Origin of the sequence: Arenibacter troitsensis, from assembly GCF_900177645.1 — a bacterium.
Taxonomy (GTDB): domain Bacteria; phylum Bacteroidota; class Bacteroidia; order Flavobacteriales; family Flavobacteriaceae; genus Arenibacter; species Arenibacter troitsensis.
In genome coordinates, this window is sequence record NZ_FXAO01000007.1 from 53,567 (window position 1) to 77,543 (window position 23,977).

Sequence of the window (23,977 nt, forward strand, 5' to 3'; positions counted from 1 at the left end):
AAAGAATTTTAGACTTTTGATTTTCCATAAAATATATAGGTGAAATATATGAGCCAAAAGCAAATTGCGGAATGGGGAACCTCTAGGATTACGTTAAAGGAAACCCATGCAATTAATCCAAATAGTGCATAGAAAAGAAATAATTCCTCCCGGTCATTGCTTTTGGGGACTATAAAAATTTGTTTTAAAAAGTTTTTTAAAGGGATAAGTATTAAAAAAGCAGGAAGTAAACCTATGTGATGTACTATGGTTAAAAATGAATTATGAGGTGGGGTAACCCATCTTTCAAATTCGTTATTAACGCCTGTAAGCATAAAAGTAGAGTTGATCTTATCTGCTAAAGTTTGTGCAAATTCAATGGTCATGTAAGGCAACCCAAAACCATTCCCGAAAATCAACCAGTTTTTTGAAACCGAAGTTTCTAGAACATGATTCCAATACATTAATCGCCAACTTGCATTTGCATCTGTAAATTGAGGCAACTGTAATAAAAGCATCATTACAACACCCAAAACTCCAAGTGTTATAAACCGTATTTTTGGAGAAAATGAAATATAAAAATGTACTAGTACTATGGCAAATACTGCGAAAAATGATGATGAATGCCCTAACAAGGCCGATGTTAATAAGGTAAGGGAAAGTAATGTAATTTTTTTAAGTCCTTTGTAATACACTAATACATATCCACCGTATATTATAATTCCCATGACACCAACTGCGGACAAATAGGAGAATCCTTTTAATGGAGAGTAATTTGGTATTGTAATATAGAGGTAAGCAAAATATAGTAGTTGAAGAATTATGGAAATCTTAGCTAGTTTTTTGATAAAGGTTATAGCAGCGATAATGTTCTCTTTTTTTTGAAATACCTTATTAGCTATAATATAGGAACAGGTAAGGTAAAAAAAAAGAAAGAATTGTCTCATAATCATTACAAAATATACTCCTTTCCATTTTAGAAACGTTACAGAATATATTAAATAAAGTAGTGCCAATAGAATCAGTAAAAAAATGGAGGGGAATTTTGTTCGCAACGAGCTTTTATGAATAGAAAATAATGTCGCGACCACCAATAGAAAATCGTGTATAAAAATGGGCTCGATTACGGCCATTTTTGAAAATTTTCTATCAAAAAGCAAAAGTGCAATTATTAAAAAAATGAAAATTGCACTTTCAGGTTGTCTAATTATTTTTATTTTCCCTATTTCCAAACTCTATTGTCCTAAATTACGGAACATTTCATTTAGTTCCTCTCTAAATTGTTTAACCTTCCTCTTCAATTGAAATCTAATTTCAGTATCGTTTATTAAGATTGCTTCAATATTTTTCGTTAATTCTTTACTTTTTAAATGGTTAATATCGTGAACGAAATTTTCAAATCCTAGCATTTTCATGACTCCTTGGGTTTTAAAGCCCTGATACCGGATAGCGATGATTGGTGTTCCTGCATTTGCAGCCAAAATACAAGAGTGGAGCCTAGTGCCAATTAGCATTTTACACTTTGCATATACCCCGACCATTTCATTTGCATTAAAATCATCTTTTAATACCAACGAATTGACACCTTTTATATTTAATTTTTTCTGTACAAGATAAATAAGATCTAAATCACTTTTACCATGATGTTTTACTGTAACTTGAGGTACAAAAACAGGAAATAAGTTGAATTTTTTAAAGGCTATTTCAATTGAGAGAACAAGGTTATTAATATATTTTTCTTTGGCATTTTTAGGATTCTTGTTTTCGGGAAACGTCCAATTTACAACCGTAACCCCCAATATCTCTTTCTCTTTTGTAATACTCAAATCAATATGAACATCCTTTTTCTCGATAAAGAAGGCACAATCCGGTACCAACGTAATATTTTTTAGTCTATACTTGTTAAGCAGCTTTAGGGACAATTCTTCCCTTACAACAACCTGATTGCATAAGGCAATATACTTCATGGCATATTTTTCACTTTTTCTACTGGCAAAACTACCTATGCTTTGGCCCAAGACCACAATTGGTTTTCCTAATTTGTAGGCAACACTTATAGGTTGTAGTGTACGCCATAAAAAAAGATTGCCTCTTAAATCTTCTTTATCATTAAATATAAACTGCCCACCTTTAACAATTACCAAATCTGCACATTTAAGTAAACTGTATGCTTTATACTGCCTTCCTCCAAAAATTTTTCCTATAATTCCATATTTGGAAATTAGGAGTTGAAAATAATCTTTGCACAACCTTATGGCTGCAATGGCATTTACCATGATAGACGTTTCTCCACCTATATACGGTGTTGGCAAAATCCCTTGAATTATCTCAATATCATTTGTTTTCATTTTTCTATTATGATGCCAAAAGTGAGAATCTTTTTCTCTAAAGGTTGATAAAAGAGTAATTCGTGCATTAGGATAAAATTCTTTTAAACCATCAACTGTAGCCTGGGTAATTGCCAAGTCACCTTTATTGGAATCGGAATAACCATGTGTAATTACAATATTTTTTTTGCTCATAATCCTGTTTTTGGTCAAAAAAACAGAAACATCAATGTAATCAAGTTACCTCATAGTTATATTTGATTTTATAATGTAATTATATAATTAACTAATTTACATGGGCATAACCTTAATTTAACATATAAAGACATGACAAATTTTTTTAATTTCAATGGCCTACTTTAATAAGTTAGCGGCATTCTTTAAAGCTTCATTAATTATATACCCAACCTTATTTTTGACTTTAAAAACGCCAGCCTGTTCAAGCATTATTTGATAATCCTTAAAATAAATTTGTTCAAAAAGCATTATGTTTTTTGCGTCTTTAGCTAATTTTTTACTTGTTCTATCGTTCAAATAAATAAATTCGTTTAATGGGGCACTTTTAACGCCTGTTTCCGTTGATAATGGAAGGTAATGAACTGGTTGCCATGGCGGAGTAATTCTCCTTTTGAATTTTAGTTTATGCTTGGAAATATATTCAGGATCCAAAAGTGGAATATTATAAGAATAGATTCTGATGGGTCTAAGGTATGGATATACATAACCATGATTATCAATAATGGCAAGATCATCGGACCAAATATTGTTTTTAGACATATCCTTTAATATGGCATTCGTTTTTCCTGTTCCTCTCCACCCCATAAGGACATCAACTTTTCCATCTTTATAGATTGAAGAGGCATGGACAAATGTTGCGTTACAATTCAAAAGTAATAGTTGAAGAAGTGGTTCTATAATTTCATCCGTTATGTGTCTTCCTGGAGTTGTTCTTTTAAAGGGTATTCTACCTCTTTTAACTTTTGTAGGTATACCCACCGTTAAAGATTTTTCCGAATCCCGAATAAAATAATGCCCACTTTTTAAAACCAAAGTATTCTCGTCATAAAAGGCGTCTTTACCTAATTCTACAGTTTTTTTAATTTTGGGAATTACATCACTAACATTAATTTTTAAATGGTATTTTGGAGCTTCAATGGTATTGTCGAAGTTATGGTATATCATTTTTAAAAATGACTCACAGGAACTATTTACGGTTCCATAAACGGAAACATTTATTCTTTGAGCTACTGAAAATTCTTTTATTAACTTCATGCCAATTTTTTTAATTGATTAATTGCTATATCTACATTTTCTATTCCCTCGGCAATACTCAAGGTGAAAAACTTCAATTTATCACTTAGATTAAGATTTTGCTTTTCAAGCCAAATAGGATCTGTTTCCGTAATGTAGTTGATTCCCTCTTTTTCATGCTCGTTTATTTCGTTAATTATCATCTGCATATTTATGGCGTTAAGATTATTTAAGGAATTTTCGACACCTCTTTTAAGATGAATTATAAAATCGGCCTTACCCTCGTATATATCCGGTCTTCCGCTAATGGATCTATTGTAAAAAGTTGTCTTAAACCTTTTTGGTCTGCCGCTGCGAAATGGTTCTTCTATTGTTCGAATAATATTTCCATTTATAAAACAGTAATTGTCGGATAGTACATTAACATTATTTTTTCTTGTCAAATTTAGTATTAATGTGGATTTCCCAATTTTGCTTCCTGCTACAATAACAAAAGTTTTCTTATTATACATAAATGAACTTGCGTGTATTAAGGAGAATCCATCCTTATGTGCATTATATTCCAAGGGTTCTATAATAGACTTTCGAATAATAGACATATAAAGTTCGGGAATGCCAACGACACTACCCCTATTTACAATAAATTTATACATACTTCTGACACAGGCCCTAGGAATATTTATTTTGGTAATTCTAGTTCTAACCAATTTTTCGGTTATAATTCTTTGGTATGAAAAAAGGGTTGTCTTAACTATTTCAACATTCTTACTTGGCCTATCAAATTCTACCAGCACAGTTTTTTTTGAGGGTTTAATTTCGCTAATTGACCAGTTTTTGAATAGTAATTTAATATAAAAAGACATTAATATTCCTCCCTTTACATGGATTTCTATATTGCCACTGCTCCATTGTGTTGAAAATATTCCTTTATATATACTCATGATTCCTTCAATTTAAAATAGATCAATACTGATATTCCATAAACCGAAAGTGCAAAAAAGTAAGAATAGAGTTGTGGGCCGAACAAATATTTGGACCCAATAAAAATTATAGTCAATAGGCCTAAGGGAAAAGTATGTTTCATTCTATCCGTTATGAAATTCTTTTCATTTAAGGATTTGATGTTTAAAATTGACAAGGTAATTTCACCGATCAACACTGAAATAGAGATATATGCCGGATTGTGTTTCATGAAAACTGAAAATAATATGCCGGATATTACAGTAAGAAGCGCAGCGATAATTAAATTCCAACTATATGCCTTGTCTTTTTTTTGCAACAATAATCTGGTCCCTGAACTCGTCGTAAAAGATGATAGGAATCCGGCTAATCCAAGAATAATAAAAGTCGTGGTGTAGGATGAATATCTTTCACTAAATAGCAGTGATATTATTGCATTGGGATAAAAAAGCAATGTGCTAAAAAATACTAACCCGGCGACCATAGCAAAGGAGTCAACTTTAAGGGAAACGGAATCTTCCATAAGTTCTTTGAAAAATGTCTGTACAATAATTCTTCTTACACCTTTGAAAATCATGTAAAACTTTAAAGCAATATAGGCAATGGCTATAGCCTCGTCATCATTAAAATATGAAACCACATTGATTATACCAATACCAATAAAAAACATTGAAAAGCTGGCAATGCCTATGTCAATATTACCTAAATACTTTTTTAAACTCTTGAATTTAGGTCTTACAAAGTAATTGACCTTTAACGTAATGGACACTAATAGTCCTGTAATAAAATATGAGAAAACAATACTTGTTACAAATAGGAATACAATATAATTGGAAAAATAAACTGATGCAATTACTAGAACAATCGATGGAATCAGGACTCTTATTAAAGATACAAAAGCACCCATAATCGGCATTCCTCTTCCGTACAGTGCATAATCGGCATTCAAAGCAATAATTGGAGCGAAAAAACACACATAGTTTTTGGTATAAATAAAACCTGATAAACCTACAACTATTAAAAGCATCGAAAGAGTTACCCTTGCGGATTGTGCCTCAATCAACTCGGTTTTCCAATTCTCTAGCAAAGCAATATCCCTGGTTGACGATAATTGAAGCCCAAAGGCGATAATTGCAACAATAAGCAAAGTTAAAGAGTCAATTTCCCCTATCAAGGCAATAGTATCGTTTTGGATATATTTTGCTATATACTTTAAAGAAAGTAAGGTAGTTAAATGCCCAAGCCCTGTTAAAGAGGCTATTATTAATAGTCTTTTAATCATTTAATACACCACAAAAATCCAATACCATTTTGTCTTTTTTCAATTTTAATGTTTTAAATTCTTTATGGGCTACCAAAAACACAATAATGTCCCCTTTTTCAGCTGCATCCTGATAGGGTGTAAGTTTAAATACCTTATGTTCATGTATATTAGGCTCTACAATGAAATACTCCTCATTGTTTGCATTTTGTAGCACCTTTTGGGCAATATATTTTGCAGGAGATTCCCTTAAATCATCAATATTGGGCTTAAAGGCCAAACCCATAATGGCAATGCTGGGTTTACGTCCGTGTTGTATTTCAAATTGCAACTTGGCTGTTTGCACCTTTTCGGCGCACCAAAAGGATTTGTAGTTATTTATTTCCCTGGCTTTTCCAATAATTTGGGATTCCATAGGGTAGTCAGATACTATAAAATAAGGATCTACTGCAATACAGTGTCCTCCTACCCCACATCCAGGCTGCAGTATATTAACTCTAGGGTGCTTATTGGCCAAGGCTATTAGTTCCCAAACATTAATATCGGCCTTATCACAGATAAGTGATAATTCGTTGGCAAAGGCAATTTGTACATCCCTGGAAGAATTTTCTACCAATTTGCACATTTCGGCCGTACGGGCGTTTGTTTTATGTAATTCTCCTTTAATAAATCGTTTATAAAAAGCCACTGCCTTTTCTGTGGAAGCCTGGTTAACACCACCTATAACCCTATCGTTATGCACTAATTCGTACATGACATTTCCAGGCAAAACCCGTTCGGGGCAATAAGCGATAAATAATTTTCCTTCCAATTCTGGGCGTTGGCTATATATTAGTCCCATCATTTTTTCAGTGGTACCCACTGGAGAGGTAGATTCTATAATATACAGATCATTTTCCTTCAATAAAGGCAAAACAGCCTTTGTGGCAGCTTCTACAAATGAAATATCCGGTTCGTTTTTTCCTTTGAAAGGTGTAGGCACTACAATGAGGTAGGTATTGGCCTTCTTGGGTGAAATGGCTGCCTTTAAAAAGCCTCCTTTTACTGCATTGGCGACTGCCAAGTCCAACTCCGGTTCAATAATATGAATTTTTCCAGCATTTATAGTTTCCACCACCTTTGGATTAATGTCCACACCATGGACATGGGTGTTATTTTGGGCTATTAGTGCCGCTGTAGGGAGGCCAATATAGCCTAAACCCATCATTACTACTTCTGGTTTGTTCATATTAGAATTGTATTGTTTCAAATGTGTATTTTGTCCTTTTGGATTTTAAACCTTTTTAAACTTGGCTCGGTAAATGCCTTTCCTATTATAAATTAAGTGTTTTGTTCAGTTTTTAGTAGTAAATTTAACCTCAAAATATGGTCAACAATCCTTTTACAGGCTTTTCCGTCCCCATATGGATTATGTAATTTGCCCATTCTCTCATAAGCTTCGGTGTTGTTTAGAAGTTTGGAGGCCTCCTCAACAATTTTCCCTTTATCAGTGCCTACCAAAACTACGGTTCCTGCATTTACGGCTTCTGGACGCTCCGTTGTGTCCCGCATTACCAAAACGGGTTTACCCAAACTAGGTGCTTCTTCCTGTACTCCGCCACTATCGGTAATGATTAGATAGGATTTTTCCATCAGCCAAACAAAGGCAGGATAGGAAAGAGGAGCAATTAGTGATATATTATCGATATTTGCTAGCAATTCATAAACGGGCTTTTGTACATTTGGGTTTAAATGTACCGGATATACGATTTGTGTATCTGGATTTTCTAGAGCAATTTGTTTTAAGGCTTCGCAAATGTTTATGAAACCTAGACCGTGATTTTCCCTTCTATGACCAGTAACTAATATCAATCTTTTATTGTCATCCAAAATAGTTTTTAACTGAGCAACCTCTGAATCCCTAAAAGAGTTGTTCTTTACCTTGTTTACACTAAATAATAGGGCATCGATTACTGTATTTCCTGTTATAATAATACTTTTTTCCTGTTTATTTTCGCGTATCAAATTGTCCCTTGAGGTTGTCGTAGGCGCAAAATGTAGGTTGCTCAATACTCCAGTAACACTTCTGTTCATCTCCTCGGGGAATGGGGATTGCATGTTAAAGGTTCTTAGACCAGCTTCAATATGGCATACTTGCGCTCCCGCATAAAACGCAGCCAAACTGGTAGCCATAGTTGTTGTTGTATCCCCATGAACATACACGTAATGGGGTTGAAACGCCTCTAAAACCGGTTTTAAGTTGTTGATTATATCGGCCGTAAGAGTAAATAAATTTTGATTGGGTTTCATTAAATCCAAGTCAAAATCTGGAATAATTTCAAAGAAATCCAATACTTGGTCCAACATTTCCCTGTGTTGTGCTGTAATACAGACTTTGGTCTCAAAATTATCTTGAAATTTTAGAAACTCTTTTACCAAAGGTGCCATTTTGATGGCTTCTGGCCGGGTACCAAAAATTATTAAGTTTTTTATTTTCATTCTTATAAATGATTTTAGCTACATACTTTGTAACACACTAAATTTCGGTCGGTTGGCAAAACTACGATAATTATTGTCCTTAACAATATTTGTAGTATTTTTCAATCCGTTTTCTTCAATTATATTCTGTGCAAATCCAAACCAACTCATAGCTTGTCCGTCCGTGTAGTGGTAAATGCCATACTCCTGATTTTCAGTTAATATAAGCTCCATTAGAAATTTGGCAAGGTTAGCTGCATTGGTTGGGCTGCCAATTTGCTCATCTGTAATTCGCAACACTTCCCCTTTTTTTGCCTTTTTCAATATGGTCTTATAAAAGTTGTTGCCATATATTTTATGATACAACCAAGAAGTACGGACAATAAAATACTTATCCAATATTTCCTGTATGTACTTTTCCCCCTCCAATTTTGAACGGCCGTATGCGTTAAGGGGGTTGGGCAGGTCAATTACAGTATAAGGGGAGCCTTTTTCTCCGTCAAAGACATAGTCTGTAGAAATGTGTATTAGCGTTACTTTGTATCTACTGCAGACTAGAGCTATATCCTTAACCGCCTCTGCATTCACTTTAAAGGCCATTTCCGAGCTTTTCTCTGCTTCATCAACTTTGGTGTAGGCTGCACAATTAATACAATAGTGAAAACCGTCTGTTGAGAAAATTTTGTTGACCTTATTCTTATCTGTAATGTTTAATTCAGTGGAGTTTTTAAAAACGAATTCCATATCTGGATATTCTGAAGCCAAATCCTGGAGACTTAAACCTAATTGTCCAGATGCCCCAGTAACCAATATTCGTTTTAAATTTTGCGATCTTTCCATAATGGCAATTTTAGATCTTTTTCAGAAAGGATCATTCCGGCTTCATTAAATTCCCATTCAATATCCAAATCCGGGTCATTAAACAAAATTCCTGCTTCGGATCGTGGATCATAGTATTCGTCACACTTATAAGCAAAAATGACCTCTTTGGTCAAGGCAAGGAAACCATGTGCCATACCCTTTGGAACAAATATGGATTTACGATTTTCGGAAGAGAGCCTTAATTTGAAATGCGCTCCAAAGGTAGTACTCTGCTTCCTTAGGTCCACGACCACGTCCAATACTTCTCCTTTTAATACCTGCACTAATTTTGCTTGGGAATGTTCCCCAGTTTGATAGTGCAAGCCTCTCAACACTCCTTTTTTTGAAATGGAGATATTGTCTTGGACAAAATTGATTTTCTCACCAATATATTCTTCCAATTTGTTCTGGTGGTAGGACTCAAAGAACAAGCCCCTTTCGTCTTGGTGAACCAAGGGTTCCAAAACATAACATCCTTGCAATAAAGTGTTTGTAATTTTCACGATTTAACTTAGGGCTCTAAAGAATAGAACTTATTTAAGATTAAGTAAATACCTTCCATAACCACTTTTTAAAAGGGGTTCTGCTAAAATTTGAAGTTGTTCTTTTGAAATATACCCCATGGTGTAAGCAATTTCTTCTATAGCACCAATTTTAAGGCCTTGCCGTTCTTCGATTACTTCTACAAATTGTGAAGCCTGCATTAAGGAGGCAAAAGTACCAGTGTCCAACCAAGCTGTTCCCCTGTCCAAGATACTTACTTTTAGTTTACCTTTATCCAAATATGCCTTATTGATATCAGTAATCTCAAGTTCTCCCCGATTACTTGGTTTTATACTTTTGGTAATTTCTATGACTTCGTTGTCATAAAAATATATTCCTGGAACTGCGTAGTTCGATTTTGGATGGGTTGGCTTTTCTTCAATACTGATGGCTTTACCATCTGCATTAAATTCCACCACGCCATATCGCTGGGGATCTTGAACATGATACCCGTAGATAATTCCACCATCCGGATCATTATTAGCTTGTAGTAGATCAGCTAAACCGGACCCATAAAAAATATTATCGCCCAAAATCAGGGCTACTTTATCCTTTCCAAGGAATTCTTCCCCTATTATAAACGCCTCTGCAAGTCCTTTTGGCTCTTCCTGACAGGCGTACTTAAAATCGCAGCCCAATTGGTATCCATCTCCCAACAATTTTTCAAAGAGGTTCCTGTCTTGCGGCGTAGTAATAATCAGTATTTCCCTGATTCCGGCCGACAATAAGGTGGCCAAGGGGTAATAGATCATGGGCTTATCGTAAATGGGCATGAGTTGTTTGCTGATTGCCAAGGTAATGGGGTATAACCTGGTTCCTGAACCTCCTGCCAATATGATGCCTTTCATGTTTTTGTTTTTATGTTACTCAATCCTTTTCTGTGAAGGCCAAAAACCGAGTTATTTTTAATTATATTTATTAATATACCAACCGACTGTCTTTTCCATTCCAGTATTTATATTTTGCATTGGATTCCAACCTAATTCTTCGGATACCTTGGAGAAGTCTATGGCATATCTAAAATCATGTCCGGCGCGGTCTGTTACAAAAGCCAATTGATCCAGATAACTTCCTTGTTTTTTAGGGAGTAAACGGTCCAATATTTGACAAATTTGATTAACAATTTCAATATTGGTTTGTTCCGAGTTTCCACCCAAAAGATAAGTTTCCCCTGTTTTGCCGTGCTTAAAAATAGTTGATATTCCTATACAATGATCTTCTACATAGAGCCAATCTCGTACATTGGTCCCATCTCCATATATTGGAATATCTTCCCCTTTCAAGGCTTTTCTAATGATAGTTGGTATCAACTTTTCGTCGTGTTGATGTGGTCCGTAATTGTTGGAACAATTACTGGTAACAACATTTAGTCCATAGGTGTGATGGTAACTTCTTACCAAGAAATCAGAAGAAGCTTTTGAGGCGCTATAGGGACTGTTGGGGGCATAAGGGGTCTTTTCGGTAAAAAAGCCTTCAGACCCTAAACTTCCATAAACCTCGTCGGTAGAAATATGGTGAAAACGGGAATTTGCATACCCTTCCTTGGGTTGATTCACAGATTTCATCCAAAACTTTTTAGCAGTTTCCAAGAGTACAAAGGTACCTTCAATATTGCTTTTAATAAAATTTTCAGGATTTTCAATTGACTTATCTACATGCGATTCGGCAGCAAAGTGTATAACGTTATCAACTTTGTATTTTGTAAATACACCCTCAACTAAGGAAACATCACATATGTTACCCTTAATGAAGTGATAGTTGTCATAATTTTCTACTCCTTTGAGATTTTCTAGATTCCCTGCGTATGTAAGAAGATCCAAATTGATAATTTGGTCATTGGGATTGGCGTTAAGAAAATAATGGATAAAATTACTTCCTATAAACCCAGCCCCACCTGTAACCAATATGTTCATGGATTATTCCTTTTTGTAGTTCTTTAAGTAGGTATTTAAGTCCAATAGACTAAGGATTAATAAGGTAATCCCGATAAATCCAAGGGGAATCCAAAATTTATAGCTATTCAGTATTCCCTTTACCTCTACACCCCTTCTAGGGAAGGCAGAGATAACATTTAGTATGCTCGATTTATTGGCCCTTTCTTCATTGAGCAATACCAAGTTTTCCTTTAACTTATCCACTTGGTTGATCAAGGCTAATTCTTTATTTTCCTGGCCTCCGTTTTCCCCTAAACTAATATTGGTACCCTGTTGCGGTTTTTCAGCTTCCTTTTCCATCACACGCTTGTAAAGATGTTGTAAGGAATCTACCTCCATTAATTGTTTTTTGTATAGGCTGTCCTGTAGGCTTATATTTTGGTCACTAATACTTTGTTGCAACTGAAAATATTCATTTCGGGAAATCGATTTGATAATTGAAGGTTGTATAGCTTTGGCAACTGTGCTATTTGTTGCTGTGACAGATATGGTATGGAAACGGGCGTCCATGGAGTTGAAATTTTTCAAATAATTCTCCATGTCGATGGCCTTTTTTGTGGTGGAATCCAAACTGCGTACAAACTTGTCGAACAATTGCACCTTTTGGTTTTCATCCGAATAGGACTCCACTATAAACTTTTTTAGTTTGGAAGCTTCGGAGACGCTAACATCCAAAGCCTCTGCCAAGGCGGTGGAGTCTTCTGCCTCCGCCAATTCATTGTAGAAATTTACGTTGTTGTACAATTGTTGCACACTGTTAAAATTGGGTTCAACCACCATTGTGGAAATAAACTTAGGCTCTTTTACCATGTCTAGGTATATGCCTAAGGCTAATCCTACTACGGCTGCAACCACAAATTTTATGAAATGCTTTTGTAAAAAAAGCAGGAATAGTATAACTGTATGGAAAATACCTTTGAAAATATTACCTATAAAACGGAAGAATTTCTTGAACCCGTTACCAATTAATTGAAAAAGTTGACCCAAATCTACTTCATCGGAAGAGGATGAGCTACTATTCGTCGGTTGTTGATTAGCCATAAACTAGGAATTAAATATTTGTGTTAGTATTTTATCCGTTATTAAATAGGTAGGCTTTACCCCTGTGGTCCCCAAACCACCGGATGCCAAGGTACTCCCCGTTTCCAGAGGGTTATCGGAGGCATAATAGGCATAACGCACTTTAACATCTTCCCGTATACTTTTTCTAATTTTGGATGCGGATTGTATTGCCTTCTGATAATGCACTCCCTCCATTTCCAACCCAATTACGTTCCAAGTGGATTCATGAAAGAATTTCAGGATGTCCCTATTTTGCAAAGAGGTTCCCAAGACGGTCACCATAGCTCCCTGTAAAACTTTTAGTCCGTTGCCTTCAAAATCTTCTTTTCGCAATTCATTGTCAAAAGGGTAATTATCTGCCGTTCCTTCAAAAATATGGGCGTCGGGAATCATTATATCCCCTTTGCCACCTTCAAGAATTCCTGCCTTTCCCATTATGGTAATCGAAGCCACATTTAAAAATACCTCTTGGTTTTTTTTAACTCTATAAGGCTTCAATAATTCATCAATGGTTTCATAGGCCTGTTCCCCAAAGGCGTAATCCATAACAAAGATAACAGGTTTTTCATTTTCTGGACAGTTTGCGTGCAAATCGTAACAACAGGCACCTTTACCCAATTTTGACATGTCAAAAATTTGTACATCTATATTGGTACCGGAAACGTCATCAATGGCTATCATACCGTTTTTTTTAGCCTGGGCAATCACCTTATCCCTTAAGAGGGAATTTTTGGGGATACTCAAAGCCTCATATGTCTCCAATTTTGTCTTTCCTGCCAACGTCTTGGACAATGCTTTTTTGGCGAACAATGAATTCATTACGCTGTGCATATTGGCACTTATGATATGAATGGGACGTTCCATAAGTCCGTTTTCCTGTAATACCTCTTTTATCCTGTTGGCCCAACGTTCCCCATGAATGTGATGTCCTAAACGCTCCCGTAACATGGGACTAAAGGTAATGGCCCTTTTGTTTCCTGTGGTTTCTTCTTCTATGGCCAGTTTTCCCAACCAGTAGATAATCTTTAAAAATCGCTCTGGCTCCAAAGCCGTTGAGAGTTTTTTGTGGATCGCCATTACCTCAATAAACGGTCTTCCCAAAATATTGGCCATATGTATTAGGGCTACTTCCCTTTCCCTCTGGCTAAGTTCCTCCTTATTCGCGGCTTGTTCCAATTTTACCCAGTCACGTATAGTTTTATCCGTATCCTCTATAATAACCTTCTTACTAATTTTCTCGGATTCGATAAACAAAAAGGTGAGATGGGTTAGAATATCGTAAATATCAGATCTGCCTCGGGTAATCTCTATGTTCATCTGTTCATCATCGATCCTGTAACAGTTTCTCCGTCTTTTGGGTGGAATAATTGGTTTAAATTGGGAACCCGCATAGCCTTCGTCTGAGGTGAGGTTTATAAACCTACATTGTTCTATTCCTTCCGGCAATCTTTCCAAAACATACATAAGTCCGTTAAGTTCAGCCTTTTCCTCGGCAATGGAACCATATATTTCTGGGCGTAATTGTAAAAGGGATTGTCTTAAGGTTGCTCCAGAAACACCTGAAGGCTTGTAAAATCCACGGTTAAAAAGATGCCGCATTGTTATGTACAAGCGCTCAATGGCATTGGTGGAATCTTGTGCCCTAGTAGTGTTAACGGATTTACTCATAAGCGGATTTCGTGCAAAACTACAATTTATATTGTTTATTTTATTTCCTGTGTAGCTTTTATAAGTTTCTTGCCAACACTAAAATTATAAATTTAAACTTTTAGGGTATCAATAATTGTAAATATTGAAAAATAATGGCTGGCTTTTTTATGAGTTATTCATCATTGACCAGCTTTTCAATCCATCGGCTACTTTTCGGTCATTGGACAAGCGCTGTACCTTGTTCTGACCTCCCAACTTTCCAATGGACTTCATATATTCTTGAAACCCATCTTTTTTTATTTGGGTAATTTTCAAAGTTTGGAGAATTTTGCCCTCAATTAAATCAAAATAATAAGTGTTTTGCTGCTGCAAAGACTCGTCCAAGATGGTAATGAACTTTTTAATGTCTGATGGGGGGCGTTCAAATTCGATCAGCCATTCGTGATATGGAAGTTCTTTTTCTTCTGGATTAATTTGGGGGGCTACTGTAAATTCGTTTATCCTGGCATCTGTTGCCTCTATAGCCTGTTTCATTGCTTCTTCCACCTCCTTACCAATAACATGTTCCCCAAAGGCGGAGATAAAATGTTTAATTCTTCCGGAAACTATAATTTTAAAGGGCTTCAATGAAATAAACTGAACGGTATCTCCGAGATTGTAAGCCCATAAACCGGCGTTGGTAGAGATGATCATGACGTAATTTACTCCCAGTTCAACATCTTTAAGGGTAATACGTTTGGGGTTTTCCACAAAGAATTCATCGGCCTTGACAAACTCATAGAAGATGCCCGAATTTAATAACAAAAGCATCCCATTTTCCTTTTGGGAATTTTGGTAAGCGAAAAATCCTTCACTGGCGGGGAAGAGTTCTATACTGTCTACACGGCGCCCGATGAGGTTCTCAAATTTTGCACGATAGGGCTCGTAGTTAACCCCTCCATAAATGAATAGTTGAAAATTTTTGAAGAGATCTCCTATTTTTTTGTCCGTTTTTTTGTTCAGCTTTTCAAAATACATTTGAACCCAAGAGGGTATTCCCGCAATAACGGTCATGTTCTCATTTACGGTTTCCTCTACAATTTTGTTCACTTTGGTGTCCCAATCCTCCAAACAATTGGTTTCCCAACTTGGCAATCGGTTTTTTTGTAGATAATTGGGAACATAGTGCGCGGATATACCTGATAATCTACCAATCTTTATCCCATTTTTTTCTTTCATTTCGGGACTTCCTTGAAGAAAGATCATTTTTCCATTCACAAAATCTGCATTTCCTGTTTCATGGATATAATTCAAAATGGCATTTCGGGAAGCTTCAACCTGGTACTTAATGGATTCGTGGGTGATGGGGATGTATTTAACCCCGGATGTGGTCCCCGAAGTTTTTGCAAAGTAGGCAGGTTTACCAGGCCATAATACATCTTTCTGGCCTGCTACCACCTTTTCCACATATCCCTTTAACTCTTCATAGTCCCTTATGGGGACGTTTTCAATAAATTGGGCATGGGTTTTTATATTCGAAAAATGATGATCCTTACCGAAGTCGGTATTTTTGGCAGTAGCTAGGAGCGATTGGAATACTTTTTCCTGAGTTTGAATAGGGTTATTTACCCATTCGGCAGTTTTTTTAGCGATATTCTTGGCGAATATTTGTGCGGCAAATGATTTTAAACTCATCTAGAACTATTTAAAATCTATAAAATTTAGAGGGTCTATTGGGCTACCATTGCTCCAGAGCTCAAAGTGAAGATGTGGTCCCGTGGTCAATTCCCCTGTATTTCCTGCCGAAGCAATTACCTCTCCTGATCGTACTACATCACCCTGCGCCTTGTTTAAGGATCCATTGTGCTTATATACGCTTAAAAGTCCGTCCATATGTTCCAAGATAATTACATAACCGGTTTCCGCCGTCCATTCGGCAAAAATGACAGTGCCATTGGCTACTGCTTTAATGGGACTGTCCATTGGAGCCACCACATCTACGGCAAAATGCTTGTTTTCAGTATTAAATTCTTGGGAAATGGTTCCAGAAAGGGGAGAAAAAAGTACCTGTCCGGGATTATTGATATTTCTTTCAAACAAATTGTATTTATCCTCCAAGGCTACCTGTTCCCTTAGCAGGGAATCTTCCCTGATCGGTGTTAAATCTATGGTAGAGGGATCCAGTTTGTATTGATCGAATAAGGAATCCCTATTAATTTCATTATTTTCAATATCACCTCTGAGCACCTTTCGAATGTTATCTAAATACCTATTGGTATAATTTAATGTAGCAACCAAAGAATCAGTCCTATAGGTAAGCTCTGTGGCCTGTCGTTTTAATTTAGTGGAGGAGTATCCTGGAATATATTCCCTTAAAGGTGTAAACGCGATTAATAGTATAGTGAATCCAATAAGGCCAATTATGAACAAGGAACCCGTTACAAAAACATTCATCCTGCTCAGCTTGAAAGAAATTTTTTCCTCAAAGGTACTTTCATTCAAAATCACCAGACGATACTTATGGAGAAGTTTCTGTTTAATTTCTTTTCTTTTCTTTACCTTTTTGGCCATAATGAACAAAGATAAGCTTAGTATTTAACTTTAATTCTACTACTACTCAAATTGATTTCCTACACTTTTTATAGTACAAAAGTATCTATTAACGAAAGATATACTAATTTAGAATAATTAAAATATCTTAGAAGCGTTAAAATTAACAGCAATCTAACAACTTTTTTAGTACCTTTGTTTTTCTTAAATCATCATACTATGATATCTTTAAACACATTTTTAGCCATTGGGCCAATGCAAATCGCTTTGGTTGTGGCCATCGTCCTATTATTATTTGGAGGAAAAAAAATTCCTGAATTGATGCGTGGATTGGGAAGCGGCATTAAAGAATTTAAGGATGCTTCCAAGGAAGACGATAAATTGGAAGAGAAGAAAGAAAAATAGATCATCTTTAACATATTTTCAAAGAACATCTGGCATTAGTCAGGTGTTTTTTTGTTTATAGGGCTAATTGTATCACACTCCCAATAAATTTATGCATTTGCAAACCGAAATAGTAAATATTTTAGGATACTAAATTAAACCACTGGAAAAGGGGTATTTCATATAAACATGAAACTAAAATACCAATTGGAATTTTAAATTTGGATGTTCCCTTTAGCTATGTAAACAGAACTTTATTACCAAACCTTTCAAGTCTACATAAATGAACCAATAATAGGGAAACGACATATATTAAGAACTGGCTACATTAGAATTCCAATGTGAATGTAGTGGCCTTTTTCTTTTTCGAGCTATGTAAATCCCTGTAAATGGTAATTACACCATTGAAAACATTGCATTCACAACAAATAATTTTATAACGGTACTAAGCGCTTTAGTTTTAGCGTTGGTAATAAAATATATGGTGTTTGCAATTCACTATGGAAGGTAATGTCGATTTTACATTTGCCGCTATATTGTTTTGAATATTGGACCCCCAAGATTTTTTAATAGATTAAACATGAGACATCTTCTAACAGCCTGCTTGCTATTTCTTACTCTTATTGGCAGTGCCCAGGGAATTAGGAATAACGTTGCCTCCGATATGGATAAACGGTTTGCGGATTTAGATATAAGCATAAATAATAATTCCAATGCATTCAACACTAGGGTTACCCCTGAAATGTTTAGAAAGAGGGCTGCATCAAACCGCATAAAAAGTAGGACATTTAAAAACCTTGAAGGGATAGAAGAAGGCTTTTATATTGTCTCTGGTGTATTTTCCGATTTGGGAAATGCTCAAAATCTGGTACAAACTTTAAAGGGTAAGGGTTTTGATGCAGGTTATATTAGCAATCCCGGCAATGGTCTTAATTATGTCTATTTAAGTAAGTATGATAATTTGGATAGCGCTATTGCTGCTTGTAATTCCAAGTTGAATGGTACCTATACCGATCCATTTTGGTTAATGAATGTGGATAATGGGGGTTCATCAAAAAAAATAGAGATAAATGGCAATGGTACAGTTTCAAATTTGCCTTTACCCAAAACAGCATTGGACAATAATTCAGATCAAGAGGTAAAGGATTATCCTAAAGGGGTTAAAACTTTAGAACAAGATGAAAAACCCGAGCCTAAGACCAATAACACTACACCAAAGGAGGAATTATCCTTGGAAGAGGTTACTTATGACATGCTAAGTCCTGTTGAGGAGGAACCAATGGTAAATAGTATTGAAAGGGGAAACAGTTTAAATGAAAACTCAAACCCCAATGCATCAAGGCTTATAAAAAAAGCTGATGAATATTTTGATAAAATGTGGTATGCGGAAGCTGCCGAATTATACGAGGAGGCACTTAAAAAGGACTCCAATAATTATTCCCTCGAAATACTTCAAAAAGCAGGTGACTCCCATTATTACAATACCAATATGGAAAGGGCCTACTATTATTACAATATCATATTCGAAAGATATGAAGAGGAAGTGTCGCCCGACCAAATTTTCAAATATGCCCATACCTTAAAAGGTACCGGTAAATACGGCAAATCCAAAAGAATGATGCGGCTTTATGACAAGCAGGTGGAGAAAGGTAATATAGGTTCCAGGTTGGATTTTAGGGCAGACCAAAAAGAAGTCATCTTGGACAATATTCTGAATATGGAACTTAAATACGGACTCAAAAACTTGGCCATAAACACCAAGTATTCAGAGTTTTCCCCTATGTTTTATAAGGATGACGAGATTGTATTTGCATCGGCCAAAGACTCTTCCATATTTAATACCAGGCGGTATAAATGGAACAATCAACCTTATTTAGACCTGTATGTCTCTAAAGTAAATAAGGAAACCCAGGACCTTAAGGAAGCCATAAGGTTTTCAAAAAAAATAAATACCAAGTACCATGAGGCTTCAGTTACTTTTACCCCTGATAATTCAACCATGTACTTCACCAGGAATAATTATGGTAAAAAACTAAAAAGGGATAAAAATGGGGTCAATCATTTGAAAATATATGTTTCCAAGAAAGTTAATGGGGAATGGACCGAAGCCGAAGAAGTTCCCTTTAACAGTGATGATTATTCTACCGGGCATCCAGCCTTGAGTCCGGATGGGAAAAAGCTGTATTTTGTTTCGGATATGCCGGGAACCATTGGTGATACCGATATTTTTGTGGTAGATGTATTGGATAATGGTAGATATTCGGAGCCCAAAAATTTAGGTCCTGGTATAAATACGAAGCAGAAAGAAATGTTTCCATTTATCAATGATAAGAAGTTATACTTTGCTTCCAATGGGCATGTTGGACTTGGTGGTCTGGATGTATATGAAGTGGCTTATGACGAGGAAGGTTTTAAAGAAGTTGTTAATATGGGGCAGCCCATAAACAGTAATAAGGATGATTTTTCCTATATCGTTAATGAAGAAGACCAAAAAGGATATTTTGCCTCCAATAGGCGTGGCGGTAAAGGAGACGACGATATTTATTCTTTTGAAAGACTGGTACTGGAAGAAGTGGTAAAGAATGCCATTTCGGGTGTGGTTACCGAGTTGATTACGGGCGATTTAATGCCTAGGGCCTTGGTGACCCTCTTGGATGAGAATAACATTAAATTAAAGGAAATGGTTACGGAAGATGACGGTTCATTTGTCTTTGAAGATTTGGACTCCAATACCAAATACACCATTAAAGCAACTAGAAGTGAATTCTTTGAAAATGTAGTTACGGCCGAAACAAAGAAAAATGAGGTGGTAAATGTAGATATTACTATGAAAAAGTTAAAGGAACTCATAGTCATTGAAGACGGGATTAAAAAGCTTAAGACCGATATGATTTTCTTCGATTTTGATAAATCCTACATAAGAAAGGATGCCTCCCTGGAACTTGATAAATTGGTGGAAGTGATGACAGAGTATAAGGATATGGTCATAAAGATTGAATCCCATACAGATTCCCGAGGTCCCGATGTCTACAATAAGTATCTATCGGATAAAAGAGCCAAATCTACAAGGGCCTATCTTATTTCCAAAGGTATTTCGGCAGACCGGATTGAAAGTGCCATTGGATATGGTGAGGAGCGTTTAATCAATGAATGTGGAAATGGAGTTCGTTGTAGTAGGGAGAAACACGAACTTAACAGACGTTCAGAATTTATAATAGTAAAGATGTAATTTAGGAGATACACTTAAACATTAGCATTATAGCCGCCTTTCCTTTGGGAACAAGGCGGTTTTTTTGTACTTAATATTTCCTTAAATATACTTTTTGAGTATGATTATTGAGTTTACAAACAACGTCCTTTAAAGTAAACGATATCGGATTAATATGAATTTTCGGTTTTGGGAAAATGCATGGCAGTGTTAAGGATCTTGCCTCCAATACTTGTATAATGAAAAGGCGGAATCTATTAGTTTCCAACTGGCACAATGCTTTGTTTATGTGATGGTAGTTGTACTTATTAAAGGTTAAAGCCATTTTCACAACGTATAGGCGTTTATTTACAACAAAAAAGTCCGATGAAATACCTAACCGTAAGATTTTGAGTTATATATCTAATAACCAACCAAATAACCAAACCAAATATTATGAAAAACGTATTATTAGTCAGAGAGATTTATTTAGAGGCATTTAGAAATCTGGGTCATGCTTTTGTTAAAACCTTTTTTAAGGCGATGAGCTGGTTTTGTTTTGCAAGTTTCATAATCGTACTATATGCCTTTATATTCAGAATTACAACGGGCTTTGCCTTTGATTAAAACCATAACCAACCAACCAAACCAGAAAACGCCCGTGAGGGCGTTTTTTTTGTTGCTTATAGGCCATCATCCGCCTCACTCTATTTTAGATCGATATGAGGATTGGGCTTCAATGTTGTTTTGATAGGTTTTCTCGGTGTTTGTATTATGATCTGGAGATTGTATAGTGGCCAAAGAATAGGGCCCGTTAGAGGGCCCTTTATAACATATTTTTGTTGCCGATGTACTTATTTATCGTCCGAGAACTTCACGGTTTTTAAAATGGCTTCAAGCTGGAACATATCGTCCCTTTTTTCGGTAGCGGGAGCAAAAACAAAACCTTCAATAACCACCTTCCGATTGTTTTTATCGTCGTTGATGATATAAGTCAGAAAAGGTCCTGCCATAGGATATCCGTTGATTTCCCATATCCCCCTAACTTCGGCAGCCTTTCTGTTGGCGACTTCCACGGGGAAAACATAAGGGGCAAAGGCCTTTTCGGTCATCATATAGGTTATTTTTCCCGGTACATCAGGCCCAGGGATATATTGTTTTCCTATGGAATCACGCATGGCCACAATATCCTTGACAAAGGTGGAGTCGTTTTTAAAATAATCATTGGGAATATCATACGCTATAATGTTCATGCTCCCTTTTTGAATCTGCCTATCGATCCAGATAAAATTGTTCTCCTGCTTTCCTACTTTATAAATAGAGGGTAGGGACAGGGTTATTCCCAATTTATCGTTCAATACGGTTTCCTTGCTAAGCGATTTTAAGAAACGCTTTTGTGATTCTTGAATTTCGACCTCCTTAAAAGCTTTGATAATCTCATCGGCTTTGGCATCCAAATTTGAAATAATTTCTTCATCTGTACTTCCTTTAATGACACCAACTTTTTGGGGAGTGGCATAGACATCGGTTTTAATGTGGGCAAGGCTCAATGTATCCTTGTCGACAAAAAGTACAGAACGGGTTTGTAAAATAGTGCCAGAAAAGACTTTTTGGGGCATTTGATTGATAGTGAACAAGGGCTCCTCCCATGAAAGGCCCAAAACAGGTGCTGCAAAATGTTGCCTTACGCGATCCCCGACTTTTCCTTCCCAAAGTTCATTTTCCATTACCACGGCCAAAGAATTTATGGCACCAATGGATTCTGGCAGATATTTCTTTTTCTCTTTTTCTTCACAAGAGACAATAATTAAAGAAAGTAATAATACTACTGCGCCAATTTTTTTCATATAGTTATTTATTTACGAAGAACAATCGCACAATTTTAACTTTGTGCCCGGTTTTATGTCATTACCACTAATACCGTTCCATTTTCGTAAATTATCTATACTAATTCCAGGATATTTTTTGGAAATGGTCCAAAGAGAGTCTCCGCTTTTAACCGTATGTACCTTGGCACCTGCCGCGGCTACTGAATTTGTTGAGTTTTTGTTGGTATTGGATGAGCTTATTGACGAAGGAAATTTTCTTGGATAAATAGTCAACCTTTGACCAATTCTAAGGTTGTTGCTTCGTAGACCGTTCCAATTTTTGATTTGGCTAACACCCACTCCGTACCTTTCTGCAATTTTTCCCAAGAAATCGCCACTTCGTACCTTGTATGTAATTTGATCTTTAGACTGTACTATTTGCGGTAATGGCTCTTCTTTGGATTTTAGTTGATTCTGTACGTGGGCATAGATGGCCTCCTCATTGGCGACAAATTTCCCCAATGCATCAACGGGGAGTCGAAGGGCATAATTCTTGCCCTTTACAAAAGGGATTACCTTTAATTTATAGGCCGGATTCAAGAACATAAGTTCCTCTTCGCTAACATCTACCAATTCCGAAATTTGATTAAAGGTAATAGTGCTCTTCACATGTATGGTATCGGTCTCAAAATATGGACGATCTGTGACTTGTCTTGTAAAACCATGTTCTTCCGCATATTCAAAAATATACATGGTAGCCAAAAATGCCGGTACATATCCTGCAGTTTCCCTAGGAAGGTTTCTTCTTATATTCCAGTAATTCTTGTAGCCCCCAGATCTTCTAATAGCCTTGTTTACATTACCGGGCCCAGAATTATATGCCGCTAATGCCAAATCCCAATCGTTAAAGATGTCATGTAGCTTTTTAAGATATAAACTGGCAGCCTTGGTAGAATTTATGGGGTCGCTGCGCTCATCCACATAGCTGCTAACATCCAAATCGTACATTTTACCGGTACCGTACATAAATTGCCACAATCCAGTGGCACCGACCCGTGAACGGGCCCTCGGATTTAGTGCAGATTCAACAATGGCCAAATATTTAAGTTCCAGGGGTACATTTTGATTGTCCAATTCCTGTTCGAACAAGGGGAAATAAAACTGGCTAATAGTTAACATCCTGCTCATCATATCCCTTTTTCGGGTTAGAAAGTAGCGTATTACATTCTCCAACGAAGGATTGTAAACAATGTTGAAGGGTGTTTTTTGATTTAGGAGTTTCAGTCTGGCTTTTAAGGTATCCGTATCAACATTGAAGTGATAAGTAGAATCTATTTCCAGGGTAGTTATGTCCTGATATATGGAATCGAATAAGGAGGAACTGTCGTACAATTCCTTCATCCAAAGGCTATCGAACTTGGCAGTTTCCGGACGGTCCCTTAAATCGTATTTTTTTTGCCCTTTCACTAAAAGTAACGGGTTGTCCTGAATGTCATCCTGGGCCTCCATAGTTTCCATCTGTTCAACACCTTCCATATCCATGGCTGTGGTATCCACAGAAATTTCCTGTAAATTTGGAGCGTTTAAACTTTTTTTTGCAGTAGGTATTGAATCAAATTCCTGTGCTACACCAGTAACCAAGAAACCCATAGACAAAACCCCCAATAGCATATGTTTGGATGTTTTCATAAGGTTTGTTTTTTAAGTGGGGCGGACTAAAATCGTGATTTTTTTCTAAACTTTAAAATTTAATTTTTAAAAGCAGATAAAAAACAATTAACCCA

20 protein-coding genes are annotated in these 23,977 nt (G+C 36.2%); 3 read left to right on the plus strand and 17 right to left on the minus strand.

Annotated features, from left to right (window positions below; translation table 11 throughout):
• Nucleotides 1-8 precede the first annotated feature (8 nt).
• The 15 genes from B9Y87_RS15680 to B9Y87_RS15750 all read right to left on the minus strand — a co-directional run bounded on the left by B9Y87_RS15680 (nt 9) and on the right by B9Y87_RS15750 (nt 16,835).
• Nucleotides 9-926 carry a hypothetical protein gene (locus B9Y87_RS15680; protein ID WP_139827258.1) on the minus strand — a complete coding sequence of 306 codons (918 nt, stop codon included), beginning with the start codon at nt 924-926 and terminating at the stop codon, nt 9-11.
• 288 nt (nt 927-1,214) lie between these two features.
• Nucleotides 1,215-2,501, minus strand: coding sequence for a polysaccharide pyruvyl transferase family protein (locus tag B9Y87_RS15685; RefSeq protein WP_085499930.1), 1,287 nt, complete (start codon nt 2,499-2,501; stop codon nt 1,215-1,217).
• A 159-nt stretch (nt 2,502-2,660) separates the two neighbouring features.
• Complete coding sequence (locus B9Y87_RS15690) at nt 2,661-3,578, minus strand: hypothetical protein (protein ID WP_085499931.1); 918 nt, start codon at nt 3,576-3,578, stop codon at nt 2,661-2,663.
• A complete protein-coding gene (locus tag B9Y87_RS15695; protein ID WP_085499932.1) occupies nt 3,575-4,498 on the minus strand; it encodes a hypothetical protein in 924 nt (307 codons plus the stop codon). The genes B9Y87_RS15690 and B9Y87_RS15695 overlap by 4 nt, the downstream gene beginning before the upstream one ends.
• The gene (locus B9Y87_RS15700; protein WP_085499933.1) at nt 4,495-5,799 is read right to left on the minus strand and encodes a lipopolysaccharide biosynthesis protein; all 1,305 of its coding nucleotides are present in this window, start codon (nt 5,797-5,799) and stop codon (nt 4,495-4,497) included. Before B9Y87_RS15700 ends, B9Y87_RS15695 begins: the two co-directional genes overlap by 4 nt.
• Complete coding sequence (gene wecC / locus B9Y87_RS15705; protein WP_085499934.1) at nt 5,792-7,006, minus strand: UDP-N-acetyl-D-mannosamine dehydrogenase; 1,215 nt, start codon at nt 7,004-7,006, stop codon at nt 5,792-5,794. The genes B9Y87_RS15700 and wecC overlap by 8 nt, the downstream gene beginning before the upstream one ends.
• Before the next feature lie 92 nt (nt 7,007-7,098).
• Nucleotides 7,099-8,256, minus strand: a complete 1,158-nt coding sequence (gene wecB / locus B9Y87_RS15710) for a non-hydrolyzing UDP-N-acetylglucosamine 2-epimerase (RefSeq protein ID WP_085499935.1) — start codon at nt 8,254-8,256, stop codon at nt 7,099-7,101.
• Between the two features lie 18 nt (nt 8,257-8,274).
• Nucleotides 8,275-9,075, minus strand: coding sequence for a dTDP-4-dehydrorhamnose reductase (gene rfbD, locus B9Y87_RS15715; RefSeq protein ID WP_085499936.1), 801 nt, complete (start codon nt 9,073-9,075; stop codon nt 8,275-8,277).
• A complete protein-coding gene (gene rfbC, locus B9Y87_RS15720; protein WP_085499937.1) occupies nt 9,054-9,599 on the minus strand; it encodes a dTDP-4-dehydrorhamnose 3,5-epimerase in 546 nt (181 codons plus the stop codon). The genes rfbD and rfbC overlap by 22 nt, the downstream gene beginning before the upstream one ends.
• 30 nt (nt 9,600-9,629) lie before the next feature.
• Nucleotides 9,630-10,487: a glucose-1-phosphate thymidylyltransferase RfbA gene (gene rfbA, locus B9Y87_RS15725; RefSeq protein ID WP_085499938.1), complete on the minus strand. Its 858-nt coding sequence runs from the start codon at nt 10,485-10,487 to the stop codon at nt 9,630-9,632.
• Between the two features lie 57 nt (nt 10,488-10,544).
• Nucleotides 10,545-11,552 carry a dTDP-glucose 4,6-dehydratase gene (rfbB, locus tag B9Y87_RS15730; protein WP_085499939.1) on the minus strand — a complete coding sequence of 336 codons (1,008 nt, stop codon included), beginning with the start codon at nt 11,550-11,552 and terminating at the stop codon, nt 10,545-10,547.
• 3 nt (nt 11,553-11,555) lie between these two features.
• A complete protein-coding gene (locus B9Y87_RS15735; protein WP_085499940.1) occupies nt 11,556-12,614 on the minus strand; it encodes a hypothetical protein in 1,059 nt (352 codons plus the stop codon).
• Between the two features lie 3 nt (nt 12,615-12,617).
• A complete protein-coding gene (locus B9Y87_RS15740) occupies nt 12,618-14,303 on the minus strand; it encodes a DUF6909 family protein (protein ID WP_085499941.1) in 1,686 nt (561 codons plus the stop codon).
• Between the two features lie 147 nt (nt 14,304-14,450).
• Nucleotides 14,451-15,959, minus strand: a complete 1,509-nt coding sequence (locus B9Y87_RS15745) for a GH3 auxin-responsive promoter family protein (protein ID WP_085499942.1) — start codon at nt 15,957-15,959, stop codon at nt 14,451-14,453.
• Between the two features lie 6 nt (nt 15,960-15,965).
• Nucleotides 15,966-16,835 (minus strand): M23 family metallopeptidase, encoded by an 870-nt coding sequence (locus B9Y87_RS15750; RefSeq protein ID WP_085499943.1) that lies wholly within the window; start codon nt 16,833-16,835, stop codon nt 15,966-15,968.
• Nucleotides 16,836-17,033: 198 nt separating this feature from the next.
• Between B9Y87_RS15750 and B9Y87_RS15755 the strand changes: the two genes are divergently transcribed.
• From B9Y87_RS15755 to B9Y87_RS22380, 3 genes are all read left to right on the plus strand, one after another.
• Complete coding sequence (locus B9Y87_RS15755; protein WP_072860090.1) at nt 17,034-17,219, plus strand: Sec-independent protein translocase subunit TatA/TatB; 186 nt, start codon at nt 17,034-17,036, stop codon at nt 17,217-17,219.
• 559 nt (nt 17,220-17,778) lie between these two features.
• Nucleotides 17,779-20,427 carry an OmpA family protein gene (locus B9Y87_RS15760; RefSeq protein ID WP_085499944.1) on the plus strand — a complete coding sequence of 883 codons (2,649 nt, stop codon included), beginning with the start codon at nt 17,779-17,781 and terminating at the stop codon, nt 20,425-20,427.
• Between the two features lie 414 nt (nt 20,428-20,841).
• The gene (locus tag B9Y87_RS22380; protein ID WP_317045136.1) at nt 20,842-21,012 is read left to right on the plus strand and encodes a DUF6747 family protein; all 171 of its coding nucleotides are present in this window, start codon (nt 20,842-20,844) and stop codon (nt 21,010-21,012) included.
• 227 nt (nt 21,013-21,239) lie between these two features.
• Here B9Y87_RS22380 and B9Y87_RS15765 read toward each other — a convergent pair whose 3' ends face one another.
• Together B9Y87_RS15765 and B9Y87_RS15770 are read right to left on the minus strand one after the other, a co-directional pair.
• Entirely contained in the window at nt 21,240-22,232 is a 993-nt protein-coding gene (locus B9Y87_RS15765; RefSeq protein WP_085499945.1) for a DUF4837 family protein, read from the minus strand.
• Nucleotides 22,233-22,244: 12 nt separating this feature from the next.
• On the minus strand, nt 22,245-23,882 hold the full coding sequence (locus tag B9Y87_RS15770; protein WP_139827259.1) for a lytic transglycosylase domain-containing protein: 1,638 nt from the start codon (nt 23,880-23,882) through the stop codon (nt 22,245-22,247).
• Between the last annotated feature and the right edge of the window lie 95 nt (nt 23,883-23,977).

Bases quoted from the DNA above. Each gene is read 5' to 3' on its own strand.
- B9Y87_RS15770 (WP_139827259.1), bottom strand. From the start codon at position 23,882: ATGAAAACATCCAAACATATGCTATTGGGGGTTTTGTCTATGGGTTTC.
- rfbA (WP_085499938.1), bottom strand. From the start codon at position 10,487: ATGAAAGGCATCATATTGGCAGGAGGTTCAGGAACCAGGTTATACCCC.
- B9Y87_RS15680 (WP_139827258.1), bottom strand. From the start codon at position 926: ATGAGACAATTCTTTCTTTTTTTTTACCTTACCTGTTCCTATATTATA.
- B9Y87_RS15685 (WP_085499930.1), bottom strand. From the start codon at position 2,501: ATGAGCAAAAAAAATATTGTAATTACACATGGTTATTCCGATTCCAAT.
- wecB (WP_085499935.1), bottom strand. From the start codon at position 8,256: ATGAAAATAAAAAACTTAATAATTTTTGGTACCCGGCCAGAAGCCATC.
- B9Y87_RS15690 (WP_085499931.1), bottom strand. From the start codon at position 3,578: ATGAAGTTAATAAAAGAATTTTCAGTAGCTCAAAGAATAAATGTTTCC.
- B9Y87_RS15745 (WP_085499942.1), bottom strand. From the start codon at position 15,959: ATGAGTTTAAAATCATTTGCCGCACAAATATTCGCCAAGAATATCGCT.
- B9Y87_RS15695 (WP_085499932.1), bottom strand. From the start codon at position 4,498: ATGAGTATATATAAAGGAATATTTTCAACACAATGGAGCAGTGGCAAT.
- B9Y87_RS15700 (WP_085499933.1), bottom strand. From the start codon at position 5,799: ATGATTAAAAGACTATTAATAATAGCCTCTTTAACAGGGCTTGGGCAT.
- B9Y87_RS15735 (WP_085499940.1), bottom strand. From the start codon at position 12,614: ATGGCTAATCAACAACCGACGAATAGTAGCTCATCCTCTTCCGATGAA.
- wecC (WP_085499934.1), bottom strand. From the start codon at position 7,006: ATGAACAAACCAGAAGTAGTAATGATGGGTTTAGGCTATATTGGCCTC.
- B9Y87_RS15765 (WP_085499945.1), bottom strand. From the start codon at position 22,232: ATGAAAAAAATTGGCGCAGTAGTATTATTACTTTCTTTAATTATTGTC.
- rfbD (WP_085499936.1), bottom strand. From the start codon at position 9,075: ATGGAAAGATCGCAAAATTTAAAACGAATATTGGTTACTGGGGCATCT.
- B9Y87_RS15755 (WP_072860090.1), top strand. From the start codon at position 17,034: ATGATATCTTTAAACACATTTTTAGCCATTGGGCCAATGCAAATCGCT.
- rfbB (WP_085499939.1), bottom strand. From the start codon at position 11,552: ATGAACATATTGGTTACAGGTGGGGCTGGGTTTATAGGAAGTAATTTT.
- B9Y87_RS15750 (WP_085499943.1), bottom strand. From the start codon at position 16,835: ATGGCCAAAAAGGTAAAGAAAAGAAAAGAAATTAAACAGAAACTTCTC.
- B9Y87_RS15760 (WP_085499944.1), top strand. From the start codon at position 17,779: ATGAGACATCTTCTAACAGCCTGCTTGCTATTTCTTACTCTTATTGGC.
- B9Y87_RS15740 (WP_085499941.1), bottom strand. From the start codon at position 14,303: ATGAGTAAATCCGTTAACACTACTAGGGCACAAGATTCCACCAATGCC.
- B9Y87_RS22380 (WP_317045136.1), top strand. From the start codon at position 20,842: ATGAAAAACGTATTATTAGTCAGAGAGATTTATTTAGAGGCATTTAGA.